The organism is Amphibacillus sp. Q70 (assembly GCF_052055485.1).
Classification (GTDB): domain Bacteria; phylum Bacillota; class Bacilli; order Bacillales; family Amphibacillaceae; genus Amphibacillus.
In genome coordinates, this window is the sequence record NZ_CP197171.1 from 2,460,980 (window position 1) to 2,477,153 (window position 16,174).

A 16,174-nucleotide genomic window follows, 5' to 3' on the forward strand; every position below is an offset into this window, starting at 1 on the left:
CTATCAGGATTTAGGCTCAAATTATGTCAAACAAAAATATCAAGATAGAGAAATAAAAAGGATTGAATATTAACAAGAGGAAAGGATATGCGAACTCAATTTCAAATCATTATACTTCTAAAATGGAAATATTTACATCATAATTTATCTTAAAGCCCTTCAAAAATTGAAATATGAAGGGCTTACTTTTTTTATTGTCTTTTACATAAAAGTATGTTCATACGAAATAAATACACTACTATAGAAATTTGGAACTGAGCCATATTTTTATAGACTAGTACTGAGAAAATACAGCAGTAAATTAATGATATGGATCATTCGAGGTGAATTAGTACAAATTTTAATTTGATAAAGTCAAAAAACTATGTATTAATTTATAAATTTATTTAAGTTACACTTAGAAATATCAAAATGAAAGGGGTTAAATTATGAGTGAATGGTTAGATATCAAAGAAAAAACAATTGTTGTAACAGGAGGTGGCTCAGGTATAGGTAAACATATTGTTCAAGAATTACAAAGACATAAAGCCAATGTAATCGTTGCAGATTTAAACGTAGATACGGAGGATAAAAATGGAATATATTATATAAAAACTGATATAACTTCATTAAGTGATATCTGTAAAATGATTAAATTGACAGAGAAAAAATTCGGAAAAATAGATGTATTAGTTAATAATGCTGGTGTTAATTTACCTCGTCTGCTAGTAGACGTCTATAGTGATGAAGAACAATATGAAATTGACGAGAAGTCTTTTAAAACCATGACAGATGTAAATCAAAAAGGAATGGTATTTACTACTCAATCTGTGGTGAAAAATATGTTGAAAAATAAACTAGAAGGAACAATTATAAATATTTCTTCCGAATCAGGAATGGAAGGGTCAGTTGGTCAACCTGGATTCCCGAAATTTATAACGAGATAGTCTATAATTGCCGTTATAAAAACATTCTTTGCTTGTTATACAAAAATATATGTAACGAGGATTTCTGTTTCTAAATCCTTTTATCCATGAAAAAGCAAAAGAAAATGAACGTTTTATTACTAACTACCAAAATGATCCAACGTACAAATCAAGCTAAGCAAATGAAAGAATCTGAATGTGTAAAGCTTACATATTGAGAAATGATATAGAGGGACTCCCTTTAATTCTGTATAGAAAATATAATATCGATCGAATCCCTTTTTAGGGGATCCATGCGCAAAAAACACGATTTAGGAATAAAATGTATGGATATAAATGCCAAAAGGCAATCAAATACCAACAGGATAGCGAAAAAGTAGCCTAACATAGGTGAAATATCAATATTTCATTTTTGAAGCATGTCTTTTTGAATGCTTTTTTTAAGTTCTTTAAGACAAGACCCTTAAGATGATGGGGTACGACACCTTAATCAGATAATAAACTTATATAAAGTATGAAAAATCCATCGTTTAAATTATGAACGATGGATTTTTTTTTAACGTGCTATTATAAGCATGTAAACGTTTAAAATATATTGGAGGATTTAACATGAGAAAAAAAGAAGATGTTTTTTCAAGAAACGATTTTTTATGGGGTTCAGGAACAGCCGCATATCAATGCGAAGGAGCATGGGATGCTGATGGAAAAGGATTAGGAGAATGGGATTATTTTAATCATAATAGTGCATTAAATATCCATAATGAAGATGGTGACAATGCTAGTAACTTCTATTATGACTACGAAAAAGATATAAATTTAATGGCTGAGGGTTCTCAAAATGCCTATCGTTTCTCTATTTCATGGGCACGTATTATGCCAACTGGTTATGGAGAAGTCAATCAACAAGGGATTGATTTTTATAATCGAGTTATAAATTATTGTTTAGAAAAGGGAATTGAACCGAATGTTACATTATTCCATTATGATTTACCATATGAATTGGCTCGACAAGGTGGTTGGCTGAATCACAAAATAACAGATTATTTTAATGAATATGCAAAAATTTGTTTTGAAGCATTTGGTGACCGAGTAAAAATGTGGTCTACAATTAATGAACCTCGATATTATAGTTATTGTACAAATATTGTAGGAAATTATCCTCCAAATCGAAGATTAGATTTTCAATCATATTTTCAATATCAATATAACTTAATGATTGCTAGTTCAAAAGCAATTCGTTCATTTAAAGAAATGGGATTAGATGGCTATATTGGAGTTGTACATGATAATGGGCATGTTGAGCTAGATCCAGATACAATTAATCCAGATGAAGTATATGAAATGGCTGATTTTTTCTATAATACATTAATTCTTGAACCCAGCTTATTAGGAAAACTTCCAGATAATCTTGAAAAAATGAAACAAAAATATGGATTTATGATTTTACATGATATAAACGAGGAAGAAATTTTTCGAGAAGGTGTTGGAAATTATATTGGAATAAACTTATATAATCGTCAATACGTTAAACATTGGGAAGAAGGAGAGTCGGAAGTTTTCCATAATAATAAAGGTACACGAAGTAATAGTTTGGAAGGGATACGTTTAGAAAGTCTTTTTGAAAGTTCATTTGATCCACATGTTAGAAGAAATAAATGGGGACGTGAAGTAAATCCACGTGTTATGTATACTGGATTGATGGAATTAAAGGAAAAATATAACAACCCACTCATTTTAGTAACAGAAAATGGTCATGGTATTTATGAATCGCCTGATGAAAATGATTATGTTGAGGATAATGAACGCATTGAAATTTTTTCAGAATTTTTAGATAACCTTCTAAAAGCAAAAAAAGAAGGTGCTGATGTTCGTGGATACTATCATTGGTCAACAATGGATTTATATAGCTGGATTAATGGTTATGAAAAACGTTATGGACTAGTTCGAGTAGATTTTGAAGATAACTATAAAAGAACACCTAAGAAAAGCTACTATTGGTTTAAAGACTTTATCAATAACTATTACAGCAATAACCGTAATGGTTAATAGAAAGATAGAAAGAGTGTGAACATGAAAATTTTAATGGCGAGTTTTACACTAGAAAGTAATGAAAATGTGCCTGGTTATAATCAGTTAGATAAATTTAACTTACAGTTTAATGATGGTGTTTTAGAGTCTATGTTTGTTAAAGAAATTTTTAAAAAAGCCAATATTGAAATGATACCTTCTATCTTGGCAGATGGTCATTCTGGGAAAATATTAAGTAAAGAAGCTTTTAATTACATTTATGAGGTTATAATTCGTTCAGTAAAAGAAAATCTTTCAAAATTAGATGGGATTTTTCTGTTTTTACATGGCGCAAGTAAAATTGAAAAATTGAATGGTGGATCAGGAGAAAGAACGATTCTCAATGGGATAAGGGAAGTTGTAGGACCTTATTTACCAATCGCTGTTGTCATGGATCCACATGGCAACTTAACTGAGGAATATGTTAATAATATGACAATTGCTAGATGTTTTAGAGAATCACCACATACAGACATTGAAGATACGTATATTTTTGTTGCTGAAAAATTTGTTGAGTTACTCAATAACAAGCGTCATATTCAACCTGTTTATCGTAAATTACCTTTTGTATTAGGAGGGGAACGAAGTGTATCCACGGACGAGCCAATGCTTACAATCAACAAAAAGTTAGATGATATTGAGCAAGACAATCGAATTATGAGCGCTTCTTTCCATGTAGGATATTTACGTCATGATAATTTTTCTACAGGATCTGGGTTAATTGTTGTACCAACTGATATGAGATACCTTGATTATGCCAATGAAGTTATTGATGAACTCGAAAAATTTATTGTCACGAAATACGATGAATTCCAGTACCACGGCAATGCTCTAGAAGAAAATAAGGCGATTGAATATTCTATCAAAAGCAATGATGAATATGTTGTTGTCACTGACTCTGGGGATAATGTAACTTCAGGAGCATTAGGTAGCGATACACAGTTACTAAAAAAATACTTAGAGCTAGATAATTACAATAATAAACAAATATTATTTGCAGCTATTACAGATAGTCCAGTATTTTATCAACTAATTAAATTAGCTGATGGAGATGAAATAAAGATAAGTCTAGGAATTGAGATAGATAAATTTACACAGTCGGTTGAATTAGAAGTCACAAAGAAAAATGATGGCATCTTACAAGAAAGTTATGGTGACACAACTAATCACGGTCAAACGGTTACTGTAAAAATTAACGATAAGCCTATTGATTTAGTCATTATAGAAAAATCAACAAGCTTTACGAATTATTACCAGTTCAAGGCGGCAAATATCAATTTAAAGGACTATGATTTGGTAGTTGTAAAACAAGGCTATATTTTCCCAGATTTAAAGGAATTTGCAGATTATTCTATTATGGCTTTAACAGACGGAGCAACTAACCAAGCTACTGAGCGAATAGAATTTAAACAAATCAAACGTCCAATGATGCCATTTGACATTTTAGACCAGGAGGAATATGAGTGACAATTTCAATTAAACAAACTAAATTACCTAAACCCGATAATACGGGTAAACCAATAGTTATGAGTGATGCAACTTATAAGGAGCGCTTAAGTAAAGTGTTGAAACAAATGAAAAAATGGGGCTTTAGCTCATTAATTATTTATGCAGATAAAGAGCACGGAAGTAACTTTGAGTACTTAACTGGATTTATACCTAGATTTGAAGAGGCTCTTCAAGTGTTGAATCAAGATGGTACAAGTACATTAATTTTAGGAAATGAGAATTTTAATAAAGCACAATTGTGACCGTCAAGTAAAAAGACACAATTTATGCTCATTAATTTGAAACACTTTCTTGCCCAAATATGGTCGATCTATGTTTCATTCGATAACTATCTTCATTTAGATGAATGATTTCAACTCGGTGTAGAATTCTATCTAATATAGCTGTTGTAATTGCTTGGTCACCTAATAGCTCTCCCCACTCTTTAGGTGCTTTATTTGAAGTTAAAATGATGGATGATTGATTGTATAAATCATTAATCAAGTGGAAGAACATATTAGCTTCCTGTGAATCCATCGCCATAAACATCAAATCATCAATAATAACTAAGTCTGCATCTCTTATTCTTTTCATTCTCGTCTGTGATTTTCGAGTAATTTCTTCCGTTTTTAATACATGAATAAGGTCTCCCATCGTAGTAAAGATAACCTTGTAACCTTGGTTTAACGCTTCGATTCCTAATCCAATTGATATGTGAGTTTTCCCACTACCTGGTGGTCCTAATAGAATGATATTGTGTAACTGTTCTATCCAAGTTAAATCCTTCAACCTATTCAAATGTTTATTGCTTAATGATTTCTGTTCTTTTATATTGAATTCCTCTAATGTCTTTTGGAACGGAAATGTAGCCCATTTAAATCGTTTTTCTAACTGCTTTTCTTCTCTGCGAGTTTGTTCATATTTTACTACATCTAGGAGGAACTGAGTAAAGGAGGAATCCTTTTGCTCAGCCTCTCTAATTAATGCAGGAAGGTGATTTGCTGTTTCTGTTAAACGTAGAGTTCTCATCAATTCTTGTAATTGATTTAACTGGCTCATACTGGATCACCTTCCAATATGGCAGTATAGGCATTCACTTCTCGTTTTTGAGCTTCTGTTTCCATAACCCAAGCTGAAACTCCTTTTACTCGTGTTACATTCTTAGCGGTATCATTTGGTGTATCTTCCATTTGTCGATGTCGTTTTAAATAGGCAACGACATCGCTAAAATCTGTGGCACCATAAAGATTCCTCTTTATACACTCTTTCAATGCTGTTGATAGAATTTCTTTGTTATTTGTTTTTGTCTCTTTTATTATCATTTGGAGTTGATCCCTAATATATCGAGGGTACTTCCCTTTTACTGCTTGTAGATAATCATAAGCCATCTCACTGTCATTAAAATGCTCGGCAACTGTATTCATAAATGCATCAATACCCTTTGTTCTATCACGGCTATGTTTTCTATCTTTAATCAATAACCCTTTCTCGTCAGGGATCGTATGCTTTGCTATGATTTCACCTGTTTCAGGGCTATAAATGATTAATTCTCTTTCCTCCGTTTCCTTAATGCAGACCGTTTCGTACTTGCCAAACGTCCCCAATGGTAGAGTATAACGGTTAGATAAATATCGAATGGTATTGTCCTTATGGACACATCTTGATATACTATTTTCATAGTTATATTTTATATCTATATTTTTGGTGACTGGTCTTAAGTGTTGTCTTTCCAGGGAAAATACTTCGACCGGTCTCTTTTTTGTTGTATGGTGAATTTTATAGTTTCCAGTTCTATGAAGCCATTCCCACCCTTGTTCATTCCAAGAATCAATGTTATGAAAAACTCGATGTTTAGCGAAATTATGTTTAATAAATCCAACTACATTTTCAATTTTTCCTTTGCTCTCTGGATCCGCCTTGCGGCAAACACGAAGGTTTAGATTCCGTTAGAGTAAAATGTTTGTGGGAGTAAATTTTCCCTGTCATGGGTGTTAAAGTCGTTAGACTTTAACACCCATGACAGGGGCACCAAGCGAAAGCGCGGTAGTAGATAAGTCGTTTGAGATGAAAAAGAGGACCTTATTTTATATAGTTAAGTTTACGACAAACAAAAACTATAGAAAGAGGTCCTCATATGAAAGATATCATATCTCAGCTGACAATGAAAGAGTTAGAAGAAATAATATACCGTACCTTACAAGAAAGTTTTTCACAGATGATGTCAAAAATCCTTCAGGAGTTTGATCAGGCGATTGCTTTAGGAAGAGACAAACAAAGATTTTACTTAAAAGATAAACGTACGTTATCGTTTGAATCTGTTTTTGGACAAGTCGAGCTGAAGAGAAATTATTACCAAGATAAAGTAACAGGGAAATATGTGTACTTATTAGATCAATATTTAGCCTTTGATGGAACAAAAGGAATGAGTCCAGTCGTGCAAGATTTGGCGATTGAACTAGCTGTCACAGGTGCTTCCTATCGACAAGCTGGAAAGGTACTCGAAAGGTTCTTAGGGTATCCTGTCATCAGTCATGAAGGGATCCGTCAACAGCTTTTGCATACGGAAGTGGTTCCAGAAGAGTCTGTCCCCCTTGAACAAGATGTTTTATTCGTTGAAGTGGATGGCTTAAATACAAAGAGCCAAGAGAAAGGGAAAAAAGGAAGAGAACTTAAAATAGCAAGTACCCATCAAGGATGGGAGATGAATGGCAAGCGAGCGAAACTCATCGAGAAACGTCATTTTATTCATGAAGGCAACGGTCCATTTTGGGAAGCGTTTGAGACCTATCTGATGACCACTTATGAATATGACCCAACGCGACACCATCTCGTCATCAATGGAGATGGAGCGAATTGGATCACGTCTTGTCGAGACTATTTCCAGAAGAACGCTACTTTTGTCATTGATCGTTTTCATGTCGCTCGTGATGTCCGCCTGATCTTTCGAGGGCATCCAAGATCCCGTTCGATCCAAAAGAAGCTAGCTGTTTATGATTGGGAAGGGTTTATGGTGGAATTAAATAGTGCAGTGGGGACACTGGAAAATGAAAAGAAGGAAGAAGAGTTGGAAGCCTTAATCGCTCAGCTCTCAAAGTATCCGAAGGCACTCGGAGATTACCGTAAAAAATTAGAGAGAAAAGGGATAGATATAACCGGTTTTCGCCCAATGGGTAGTGCAGAAGGAACCATGAGTGTGTTTGCGAGAAGACTCAACCACGGTCGTAGCTGGAGTGATCGAGGGCTTGATAAATTCGTCGATGTCATGGTGGCTCTAAAAGACAATTTAGAGATTAAAACGTTACATGGAATCCTTGAGCAAACGCAGGCATTCACTGAAGAGCCCAAAGCTGAAAAGCCACCTAAACACTTCGTTGAGAAGCTGAAAAACAGTGCGACAGAAGCCACTCGTCAGAATTTAGGTTATTTGAAACAAGCAATGGGGGCTCCTATTACAGAAGCTCTGAAAGGTTTAAGAGGATTTTAAAAAGTTAAAATAGCTTTTCTTTTAAAGGAATACAGGAGTGACAACGCTGCCAAATCATAGGCTAAAAACAATATAAAATAAGGGACATAAAAAAACTCCCACAAATACTTGACACAATCTTAGATTCCTAGATTCTTTATATTGTTGGAACTCTTGTGTTAAAATTAAATCCCCACCATTCTCACTGACAACGATTAAACTATCTTGGTCATATACCAATTCACCTGGAATTCCTCCATACCACTTAAATGCATTTTCATGTGCTTTAATGACATCTTGGGTAGTAAATGGCCTATCCAACCATTCCATATATTTATATCTAGAATTAGATAGTACAAATGCTATAAAGTTTAATTTTACTTCCTTACTGTCTGCTGCCTTCTGTTTCGTATGACCAAAATCAACTTGTATTTGCTCACCCATAGGTGAATCGAGAATAGCCTCATAAATTCGTGGTGAAGTTTCCTTTCTTATTTTATATTCCTCTCGAAGTTCTCTAACATAGGAGCGAACCGTACTTTCACCTACTTCTAAATCTTCGTATCTTTCTTTTAGCCAATCTTCTACTTGTGCCGCAGACATATCTGGATGTTCTCTTAGCCAGGATAAAATTAGTTCTTTATAAGGATCTAATTTCTTACTTCTGGTTTGAATGGAATCAACCCACTTAGACATATCCGAAGGATTCTTTTTTAGATAACGATGAACGGTTGATCTTGAGATTCCTAGTTTTTCAGCTACCTTTGTCTTACTAAAACCCTTTTTAATTAATTGATGTATTTCCATATACATTTCCCACTTATCCACCTTTACGTCCTCCACTGTTCTGTATGTTTTGATATAAACATTGTACAATGGAAGTTCTTATTATTAATATTTTTGTGTAAATAAGTGTGTCTTTTTATCTAGCAAAAACTGTCTACTCTAGTTTAGCAGTCACAACAATATTCAAGAGTTAAAAGTTATGGTATTTTATGTCCTATATTTTCGCTTCCTAACCAACCAAAAAATGGATTGATATCTTTAGAAAGTTATTTAAAAGAAGCAAAGATTGATACGAGCTTAAAAATAGGTTTAGTTGATTGGAAATTATTATCAGATACATTTGATGACTTTAATATAGGATCAGCTATACCATCTTTTATAGTTAATGCAATCGAAAATATTTTTGATAAAGAAAAAGTATTGAATGCGACTTCATTATATTTACACCCACAGGAAGGAGTAAGAACCACAAATAACACTGAAGAAATTCTTAAATATGAATACGGAGCCTCGCTCGCTTCGGATGCAATTTTAGATGGCTTAAGCTCATTACGAGAGGGGGTATCAGAACTTGAAATTGGAGATAAGCTCAATTTAAATGGACAATATCAATCTGTAGTAACGATTTCTGCATTTGGTCAACGATTTACTGATGCGTATCTATACCCTAAAAAGTCTAAACTTTCTCAAGGAGATAAAGTCGCTTTAACTGTAGCATATAAGGGTGGTTTATCTAGTAGAAGTGGCTATGCAGTTAGTAATGAAGAAGAACTAGAGGAAATTGATCCAGGCTATTTAGAGAAGGTAGTCATCCCGTACATTGAAGCTTACAAATGGTGGTTAGAAAATATTAAATTAGATGCTGTAGGTGGGGAATTTTATAATGAATTTGATAAATTTTACCCGGCCGATATTAACGGTTGGGATCTGTGCCCTGGACATCTAGTATCTGATGAGGAATGGTTAAGTTCACCATTTTATAAAGATTCAACAGATACCGTAAAAAGTGGGAATATTTTTCAAGTTGATTTCATTCCAAATGTTCCAAATCATAATGGTGTTTCTGCAGAAAGTACGATTGCAATATGTTCAGAGGAATTGCGCCAGGAAATTCAAAATAAATATCCGGAGTTTTGGGAAAGAATTAAACAGCGTAAAGAATATTTACGTGTAGAGCTAGGCTTAAGTTTATCTGAGGAAATTATACCACTAGCTAGTACTTTAGGATACTATCAACCATTCATGCTCAATAATAACTATTCAATGACATACAGTTAATTTACTAATAGAAGCATTATGGTGTTAAGTCAAGTGAATAGTTGAATTTATTTTATCTTTTTATTATGAAAAAGAGTGTGCTGAACTAAACAGTCATGCATACGAGAATACGTTCGTCTTTATTCTTTCGGATAGTTGTCGTTAAGAAATAAATGTCTTAAGGCTCTACCATCTCAGAATTTGTTTAACTTGACGGCTATGTGGATACCCCTCAGATTTTCAACAATGGTATTCACATTAATTAACTGTAACTCTGGATCACTGATCACTAGAAAAGAATAAAGCAGGATGTATACTGTATTGCCCCGTTGCTTCCATGCGGACAAGAATCTTATCGAATTCAAGTTCTTCATGGAAGTGCAGAATCTGACTTTTAATGATCTTAGCTCCTGCATCGCTGTTTGATACAGTTTCTTGCCAAAGAATCGTATGGGCATCGTCTTTACGTGATAAAAAGCAAGGATCAAGCTTCGCTTTACTCACGTATAAACCGATGAATAATTCAATGGAAGGGCTTACACCTTCAATGTAGTGTTAAGATCAAAATCTTAACTACAAAACTTATTATACGAGAGGAGTATTATTATGTCGTACAAAGAACTGTCGAAAAATATTATTTCAAATGTAGGTGGAGAAAGTAATATTTCACAAGTTGGGCATTGTGCCACTCGCCTTAGAATCAACGTTTATGACGAAGATAGAGTTGATTTAGAAAAGATTAAATCTTTAGAAGGACAAATGGGTGCAATACTTAAAAACAACCAGTTACAAGTAATCATTGGTGTTAATGTAGGTAAAGCTTATGAAGATTTTATGGACGTTTCTAACACCGTTTCTAAACAACAATCATCAGATAGAGTAGAATCTAGTAATAAACAACGTTCGTTTATGGACACCATTGATACGGTAGGAGGATTTTTTGCAGAAGTATTTATGCCTATTCTTCCTGCATTACTCGCAGGTGGTATTATATTAGCAATAAACAACTTTTTTGTGAATAACTTTGGAATTTCTGCTGAAAGTGGAGCTGTTCAAATATTCTTAGCAATATTTGCAGCTGCATTTAATTACCTACCAATTTATATTGGCTTTTTTGGAGCAAGAAAGTTAAAAATGTCACCTATTATGGGAGCTCTATTAGGAGGTTTATTAGTTCATCCACAGATTAGTGGTATGGCGGGTTTAAGTTTCTTTGGTATCTCTATCCAAGAAGTAGACTACACAGGTAGTGTTTTACCAGTTATTTTAGGATTGCTTTTTATGTATTATATTGATAAATTCTTGGATAAAATCATTCCTGAGTTCTTAAAATTCACATTAAAACCTATTTTGACGATGCTCGTTGTAGCTCCAGTCACAGTAGCTCTTTTAGGACCTTTAGGTACACAAGTTAGTTCTTATGTTGGCCAGTTTATGATTTGGCTTCTTGATACTTCATTTGTAATAGCATTACCAATATTATCAGTGTCATATCCTTATATGGTTATGTTTGGGATTGATAAAGCATTAATGGCGATTGGATTTGATATGATAAATTCACTAGGTTGGGAAATAACTGTGGTTATGGGCTTTATTTCAAATATTTCAATTGGTGCAGCGACTATAGCAGTTAGTCGGTTGAATAAACATAATGCAAAGCGAAGTGGGATGCATTTGACTTCTGGTTTAACAGCATTATTTGGGGTTACTGAACCAGCATTTTATGGTTCTTTAATTGGACGACCAAAAGCTTTGTTTGGAGTTGCCCTAGGAGCCTTAGCAGGTGGTCTTTTAGGTGGATTCTTTAGTTTAGTAAGCTACATTATGGGTGGGACACCAGGTTTATTAACTTTAATATTCTTCTTAAATCCTGATGGCACTTATCTTAATTTTATTATTTCAATTTTGGTACTGCTTTTAACAGTTGGAGTAAGTTACATTTCAACAACTATGCTATTAAGAAATGATCCTTTAGCGTTAGAAAGTCCTGCTGAGGATACAGAAAAAACAGACATTGAAAATACATCAACAAATGTAGTATGAAGTTCGGTATCATCAGATGTGGGAAATGAAACAATTTTAGCACTTATCACAGGTGACATTGTTCCATTAGATCAAGTGCCAGATGAAACATTTTCGAGTGAAATGATGGGAAAAACTTTCGCAATAGATCCTATTGAAGGAAATATAAGATCACCGGTTAAAGGTACTGTTGTTTTCACTTATACTACACGCCATACTATCGGTATTAGATTTAGGACTAGAAGTATTAGTCCATATTGGAATTAATACTGTTGAGTTAGAAGGACGAGGATTTGATGTTTACGTTAAAGAAGGGGATTTTGTAAACGTAGGTACACCTTTAGTTACTATTGGCATAAATGAGATTAGAGATAAAGGATATAATTTGATAACACCTATTACTAATACAGATGCTTATACTAACATTCCAAATATAGATTCGGGTAATATTAATAGAGGTGAAGAATTTATTACAGTTGTTAAATAAAGTTATGAAAGTATTACCGTAGATTATATAATCCTGCATTCCCTTGCCTGTCAATCTTATGGTGAGGGAAGCTTTTTATAAACAAAATGATTCCGACAAGTAAGTAGGCGACTAAGTTAGTCAAGCGAAATGAGGGTGACTGTAAATCACAAGCCACGACAGTTCCACTTACTATTCATACGACATTATGCGCGGCTGCAAACAGGATACTCTATGCCAATTTATTATATAAATACATGGAAAATTGAGAAGGAGATGGAATGGCAGGCGAGAATTATTTAATTATATTAAACCTAATTCTGTAAACGAAATAATTAATTACTCTATTCATACTTGTTATAATAATGGTAGTAATGAAATTAACTATCATCCAAAGGATTGAAAAAAGATGATCGATAAATTTTATACAATCAAAAGGAGACAAAATGAATATTAATAATTTAGGCATATTAAATAAGCTTAGTACCTATATAAACTCATCACCTAGAGGCAGCAATGAATACTCAATTAGTTCCTATTTAATTGTAAATATCGATAGAATTCCTGAAATAACAGTTAATGAAGTTGTTGATGAATGTTTTGTGTCTATATCAGCCGTTAGAAGATTTTGTAAGGAATTAGATTATGATAATTTTAGTAATTTAAAAAAATCGTTAACAGATATCATATACCCTTCCAATATCCATAAACGGTCCTTTCCTAATGTTAAAGTCTACCGACAATTATTAAATGAACAAATAATTGATAAAGTAAGCATGATGAATGAAACAATTAATGATGAGACAATAGTTAAAATCTGTGATTTAATACATTATTATAATGATGTTTATTTTTTGTGTGCAAATAATACAGCAAGTAACTTGACTAGGTTTCAACAAGAACTTTACTATACAAATAAAATCATTCATATCATTTCTTCAGGTTTTGAAAATGAAATTAGTAATTTCATGCAAAACTCTGATGAAAGCTTAATTATTGTAGTATCAGTATCAGGTGTATTTTCCAATGCAATTTATGATGTTATACGTGAAAAAACCGATAGTTACAAAGTACTAATAACCTCTAATCAGGAAGGCAGTTATCATCATATTTATAATTCAATTGTTTATTTGACTGAAGAGTCTACAAATGATGATATATATGGAGTCTTGAGTAAATACGGCATCACTTTTTTATTTGATCTTATCTCTGAGCAGTACATTTATAAATATAGATAATCCTGCATTTCAAACCTGTGGATAAGATATCTTATCCACAGAATTTTTTTATAATTTCTTCTATTTATGGATTCTGATTGGTCTCCAATATTCCGTCTTTACCTAAAAGCGGACCTATTTTCCCTCTCCATAAAGCTAGTTGGTTTGTGCTGAACTCTATTATATCAAAGTTTAGGTCACTTTTTAATTGTGAATTAAATTATGGTCTTCCAAATGCATGCTTATAATGTCTCTGGTGATGAAGTTAAAAATTCTAAACCTGCTCCGGATATATTTTTAAAAGTTGCCACTGAACTTGGAGTTAACCCAGATAACTGTCTTGTGATTGAAGATTCTTCAAATGGTGTTAAAGCAGGGGCAGCAAAAGGTATGAAAGTCATTGGTTATCATAATCTTAATTTTCCTCTACAAGATTTAAGTAGAGCTGATAAAGTTTTAACGAGTTTTAAAGGATTGGATATCGATGATTTGATTGCGTTCTTTAACTAAAATAAAAACTTGTGATCATATTTCTCATATTTCTCGGATATAGTTGATAAACAATCCCCCTCTATCAATAAAAATGTCATCGACACTAGCGGATTCTGGAATTTTGATTACTCATTTTAACGGAGACATTTGTGCTTCCCATAGAGTTTACCTCTGCTAGTCAGCTTCAATACCACTTCATTAACCTGATAATATTGTTGTAATGACTCACCCCACTACAGAGATTAGATGATAAGTTCAATTTGCTGTAGTTGATTTTACACTTGGTGATTTATTTTATCCGGGAGGACAGTAATCGCTTCAATCAATGAATTTAGCTTTGTTTCGATTCGATGTAATAGGTAAAAGGTAACGGCAATCGGAAAGCCTACCTCAGTGATTAAGGATAGCCATTGTTCATTCATTTTGAGTCTCCTTTCAATTTGAATAAAAAGAGGATTGCCCTAAAAAAACTTACAGCAAAATGCTGGCATAGAATTTATCTATTTCTTAGTTTGAGTTGATTTAAAACCAGCTTCACTATTAAGCTGTTTTCAGGGCAATCTTATTCAGTTTTACCAAACAATATCTTCTACATGTCGTTCAACAATTCGAGCGCTATGTTTTGCAACTAAATCACCACCGGTTGAAAAAATAGCATTCGTCTCAATGATTTGCTCCATGATCTGGCGAACCGTTTCAGGATCGATAGGTTCGACGGGGTTATCTAGTGAGAGCGTTACAACGCGTTCTTCCTCATTGGTAAACTTCAATTCTAGTGTTTTCATTGTCATTCACCTCCTTAACTAGGGTTAAATGGATTAGACTTCACTTAACAGGGAAACATCATTTCGACGAACCTCATGAAGAGGATATTGTTGCAAGGAAGCAAGCATATGAGCGATATTTAATAATTGTTCAGCAGTTGCCTCTGTTTTGATGTTATTGAATGATTTCGTCTTTGTAATGATTTTACCTGTATCTTCGTCAATCCCAAGTTCAAAAAACAGTTGAAGTCTCGATTGAATCGTATCAGCTTGTGCCATCTTGATCACCTCCTCTCACTTTTATAATCGCCTAACTTTGTTCAATAAGGCCTATCGAGTGAGAGATAAATAAAGTAAAGATGGGGAAATTGTGCTATACTACAATCGACTATATAAATAGAAAGGTATGAGGATGGATCGATGAGTAACCAAGCACTTATTTTTTTTGATATTGATGGAACATTACTTGATCATGATAAGAAATTACCAAAATCAACTGAAAAAGCAATTGAACAATTGCATAAAGTAGGGCATGTTCCTGTTATTGCAACAGGACGAGGACCCTTTGCATTTGAATCATTACGTCAAAAATTAAATATTCATTCTTTTGTAGGTTTTAATGGTTCTTATGTTGTTATTGATGATGAAGTTATTTTTACGAACCCGCTAAATAAAGAAAAGTTATTAGACCTGGCTAAAGAGGGACTAACAAATAATCATCCAGTTGTTTTTATGGATGTGGAAGGTATGCGGGCAAATGTTCCTAATCATCAGTCGATTGATGAAAGTATTGCCAGCTTAAAAATCGATGCTTTTCCTTCATATGATCCGACATATCATGAGGGTAGGGTATTATATCAATCATATCTTTTCTGCTCTCAAGATGAAGAAAAATATTATCAGAAGAAATACCCTGAATTTGAATTTGTTCGTTGGCATCCACTATCACTGGATGTTTTACCAGAGGGAGGATCAAAAGCGGCAGGGATTAAAGCTGTTATTGAAACTTTAGACATAAATGAAGAAAATATCTATGCATTTGGCGATGGTTTAAATGATATAGAAATGCTTAAAACTGTTAAAAATAGTGTCGCGATGGGAAATGCTGAACTAGAAGTGAAAAATGTAGCCAAGTATGTAACGGGAGATGTTGCAGATGATGGATTGGTTCAAGGATTGAGAATGGCCGGCTTATTATAAGATTAATGTTAAGGTATCTAGAGTAAAATTTAGATATCTTTTTTTTG

At 33.4% G+C, this 16,174-nt stretch carries 17 protein-coding genes and 1 pseudogene; 11 read left to right on the top strand and 7 right to left on the bottom strand.

Going from position 1 to position 16,174, the window contains the following annotated elements; genetic code table 11:
• Nucleotides 1-428: 428 nt before the first annotated feature.
• From ACS127_RS10885 to ACS127_RS10900, 4 genes are all read left to right on the top strand, one after another.
• Nucleotides 429-926, top strand: a complete 498-nt coding sequence (locus tag ACS127_RS10885) for an SDR family NAD(P)-dependent oxidoreductase (protein ID WP_440895068.1) — start codon at nucleotides 429-431, stop codon at nucleotides 924-926.
• 588 nt (nucleotides 927-1,514) lie between these two features.
• Complete coding sequence (locus ACS127_RS10890) at nucleotides 1,515-2,951, top strand: glycoside hydrolase family 1 protein (protein ID WP_440895069.1); 1,437 nt, start codon at nucleotides 1,515-1,517, stop codon at nucleotides 2,949-2,951.
• Nucleotides 2,952-2,975: 24 nt separating this feature from the next.
• Nucleotides 2,976-4,439, top strand: a complete 1,464-nt coding sequence (locus ACS127_RS10895) for a M81 family metallopeptidase (protein ID WP_440895070.1) — start codon at nucleotides 2,976-2,978, stop codon at nucleotides 4,437-4,439.
• A complete protein-coding gene (locus tag ACS127_RS10900) occupies nucleotides 4,436-4,723 on the top strand; it encodes a hypothetical protein (protein ID WP_440895071.1) in 288 nt (95 codons plus the stop codon). The genes ACS127_RS10895 and ACS127_RS10900 overlap by 4 nt, the downstream gene beginning before the upstream one ends.
• A gap of 31 nt (nucleotides 4,724-4,754) precedes the next feature.
• On the opposite strand, the gene istB is transcribed toward ACS127_RS10900, so the two are convergent.
• Nucleotides 4,755-5,519, bottom strand: a complete 765-nt coding sequence (gene istB, locus ACS127_RS10905; RefSeq protein ID WP_337020333.1) for an IS21-like element helper ATPase IstB — start codon at nucleotides 5,517-5,519, stop codon at nucleotides 4,755-4,757.
• Nucleotides 5,516-6,064, bottom strand: a complete 549-nt coding sequence (locus ACS127_RS10910) for a hypothetical protein (protein WP_440895072.1) — start codon at nucleotides 6,062-6,064, stop codon at nucleotides 5,516-5,518. Before ACS127_RS10910 ends, istB begins: the two co-directional genes overlap by 4 nt.
• Before the next feature lie 530 nt (nucleotides 6,065-6,594).
• Between ACS127_RS10910 and ACS127_RS10915 the strand changes: the two genes are divergently transcribed.
• The gene (locus ACS127_RS10915) at nucleotides 6,595-7,944 is read left to right on the top strand and encodes an ISLre2 family transposase (RefSeq protein WP_440895073.1); all 1,350 of its coding nucleotides are present in this window, start codon (nucleotides 6,595-6,597) and stop codon (nucleotides 7,942-7,944) included.
• Between the two features lie 54 nt (nucleotides 7,945-7,998).
• Here the strand turns inward: ACS127_RS10915 and ACS127_RS10920 are convergent, their stop codons facing one another.
• A complete protein-coding gene (locus ACS127_RS10920) occupies nucleotides 7,999-8,766 on the bottom strand; it encodes an IS21/IS408/IS1162 family transposase (protein WP_440895074.1) in 768 nt (255 codons plus the stop codon).
• Between the two features lie 192 nt (nucleotides 8,767-8,958).
• On the opposite strand from ACS127_RS10920, the gene ACS127_RS10925 reads away from it, so the two are divergent.
• On the top strand, nucleotides 8,959-9,987 hold the full coding sequence (locus ACS127_RS10925; protein WP_440895075.1) for a Xaa-Pro aminopeptidase: 1,029 nt from the start codon (nucleotides 8,959-8,961) through the stop codon (nucleotides 9,985-9,987).
• A 258-nt stretch (nucleotides 9,988-10,245) separates the two neighbouring features.
• Here ACS127_RS10925 and ACS127_RS10930 read toward each other — a convergent pair whose 3' ends face one another.
• Nucleotides 10,246-10,470 carry a hypothetical protein gene (locus ACS127_RS10930; protein WP_440895076.1) on the bottom strand — a complete coding sequence of 75 codons (225 nt, stop codon included), beginning with the start codon at nucleotides 10,468-10,470 and terminating at the stop codon, nucleotides 10,246-10,248.
• 102 nt (nucleotides 10,471-10,572) lie between these two features.
• On the opposite strand from ACS127_RS10930, the gene ACS127_RS10935 reads away from it, so the two are divergent.
• The 4 genes and pseudogenes from ACS127_RS10935 (at nucleotide 10,573) to ACS127_RS10950 (ending at nucleotide 14,181) form a co-directional block, all read left to right on the top strand.
• The gene (locus ACS127_RS10935) at nucleotides 10,573-12,009 is read left to right on the top strand and encodes a PTS transporter subunit EIIC (RefSeq protein ID WP_440895077.1); all 1,437 of its coding nucleotides are present in this window, start codon (nucleotides 10,573-10,575) and stop codon (nucleotides 12,007-12,009) included.
• Nucleotides 12,010-12,084: 75 nt separating this feature from the next.
• Nucleotides 12,085-12,475, top strand: a pseudogene (locus ACS127_RS10940) (PTS sugar transporter subunit IIA).
• A 425-nt stretch (nucleotides 12,476-12,900) separates the two neighbouring features.
• Complete coding sequence (locus ACS127_RS10945) at nucleotides 12,901-13,692, top strand: MurR/RpiR family transcriptional regulator (RefSeq protein ID WP_440895078.1); 792 nt, start codon at nucleotides 12,901-12,903, stop codon at nucleotides 13,690-13,692.
• A gap of 213 nt (nucleotides 13,693-13,905) precedes the next feature.
• Nucleotides 13,906-14,181: an HAD family hydrolase gene (locus ACS127_RS10950; RefSeq protein ID WP_440895079.1), complete on the top strand. Its 276-nt coding sequence runs from the start codon at nucleotides 13,906-13,908 to the stop codon at nucleotides 14,179-14,181.
• A 257-nt stretch (nucleotides 14,182-14,438) separates the two neighbouring features.
• Here ACS127_RS10950 and ACS127_RS10955 read toward each other — a convergent pair whose 3' ends face one another.
• From ACS127_RS10955 to ACS127_RS10965, 3 genes are all read right to left on the bottom strand, one after another.
• On the bottom strand, nucleotides 14,439-14,585 hold the full coding sequence (locus ACS127_RS10955; protein ID WP_440895080.1) for a YvrJ family protein: 147 nt from the start codon (nucleotides 14,583-14,585) through the stop codon (nucleotides 14,439-14,441).
• Nucleotides 14,586-14,735: 150 nt separating this feature from the next.
• Complete coding sequence (locus tag ACS127_RS10960; protein WP_440895081.1) at nucleotides 14,736-14,948, bottom strand: DUF2922 domain-containing protein; 213 nt, start codon at nucleotides 14,946-14,948, stop codon at nucleotides 14,736-14,738.
• A 33-nt stretch (nucleotides 14,949-14,981) separates the two neighbouring features.
• Nucleotides 14,982-15,206, bottom strand: a complete 225-nt coding sequence (locus ACS127_RS10965; RefSeq protein ID WP_440895082.1) for a DUF1659 domain-containing protein — start codon at nucleotides 15,204-15,206, stop codon at nucleotides 14,982-14,984.
• Between the two features lie 141 nt (nucleotides 15,207-15,347).
• On the opposite strand from ACS127_RS10965, the gene ACS127_RS10970 reads away from it, so the two are divergent.
• Entirely contained in the window at nucleotides 15,348-16,127 is a 780-nt protein-coding gene (locus tag ACS127_RS10970) for a Cof-type HAD-IIB family hydrolase (RefSeq protein ID WP_440895083.1), read from the top strand.
• Nucleotides 16,128-16,174: the final 47 nt, after the last annotated feature.

Bases quoted from the DNA above. Each gene is read 5' to 3' on its own strand.
- ACS127_RS10885 (WP_440895068.1), top strand. From the start codon at position 429: ATGAGTGAATGGTTAGATATCAAAGAAAAAACAATTGTTGTAACAGGA.
- ACS127_RS10890 (WP_440895069.1), top strand. From the start codon at position 1,515: ATGAGAAAAAAAGAAGATGTTTTTTCAAGAAACGATTTTTTATGGGGT.
- ACS127_RS10895 (WP_440895070.1), top strand. From the start codon at position 2,976: ATGAAAATTTTAATGGCGAGTTTTACACTAGAAAGTAATGAAAATGTG.
- istB (WP_337020333.1), bottom strand. From the start codon at position 5,519: ATGAGCCAGTTAAATCAATTACAAGAATTGATGAGAACTCTACGTTTA.
- ACS127_RS10915 (WP_440895073.1), top strand. From the start codon at position 6,595: ATGAAAGATATCATATCTCAGCTGACAATGAAAGAGTTAGAAGAAATA.
- ACS127_RS10935 (WP_440895077.1), top strand. From the start codon at position 10,573: ATGTCGTACAAAGAACTGTCGAAAAATATTATTTCAAATGTAGGTGGA.
- ACS127_RS10945 (WP_440895078.1), top strand. From the start codon at position 12,901: ATGAATATTAATAATTTAGGCATATTAAATAAGCTTAGTACCTATATA.
- ACS127_RS10950 (WP_440895079.1), top strand. From the start codon at position 13,906: ATGCATGCTTATAATGTCTCTGGTGATGAAGTTAAAAATTCTAAACCT.
- ACS127_RS10955 (WP_440895080.1), bottom strand. From the start codon at position 14,585: ATGAATGAACAATGGCTATCCTTAATCACTGAGGTAGGCTTTCCGATT.
- ACS127_RS10960 (WP_440895081.1), bottom strand. From the start codon at position 14,948: ATGAAAACACTAGAATTGAAGTTTACCAATGAGGAAGAACGCGTTGTA.
- ACS127_RS10965 (WP_440895082.1), bottom strand. From the start codon at position 15,206: ATGGCACAAGCTGATACGATTCAATCGAGACTTCAACTGTTTTTTGAA.
- ACS127_RS10970 (WP_440895083.1), top strand. From the start codon at position 15,348: ATGAGTAACCAAGCACTTATTTTTTTTGATATTGATGGAACATTACTT.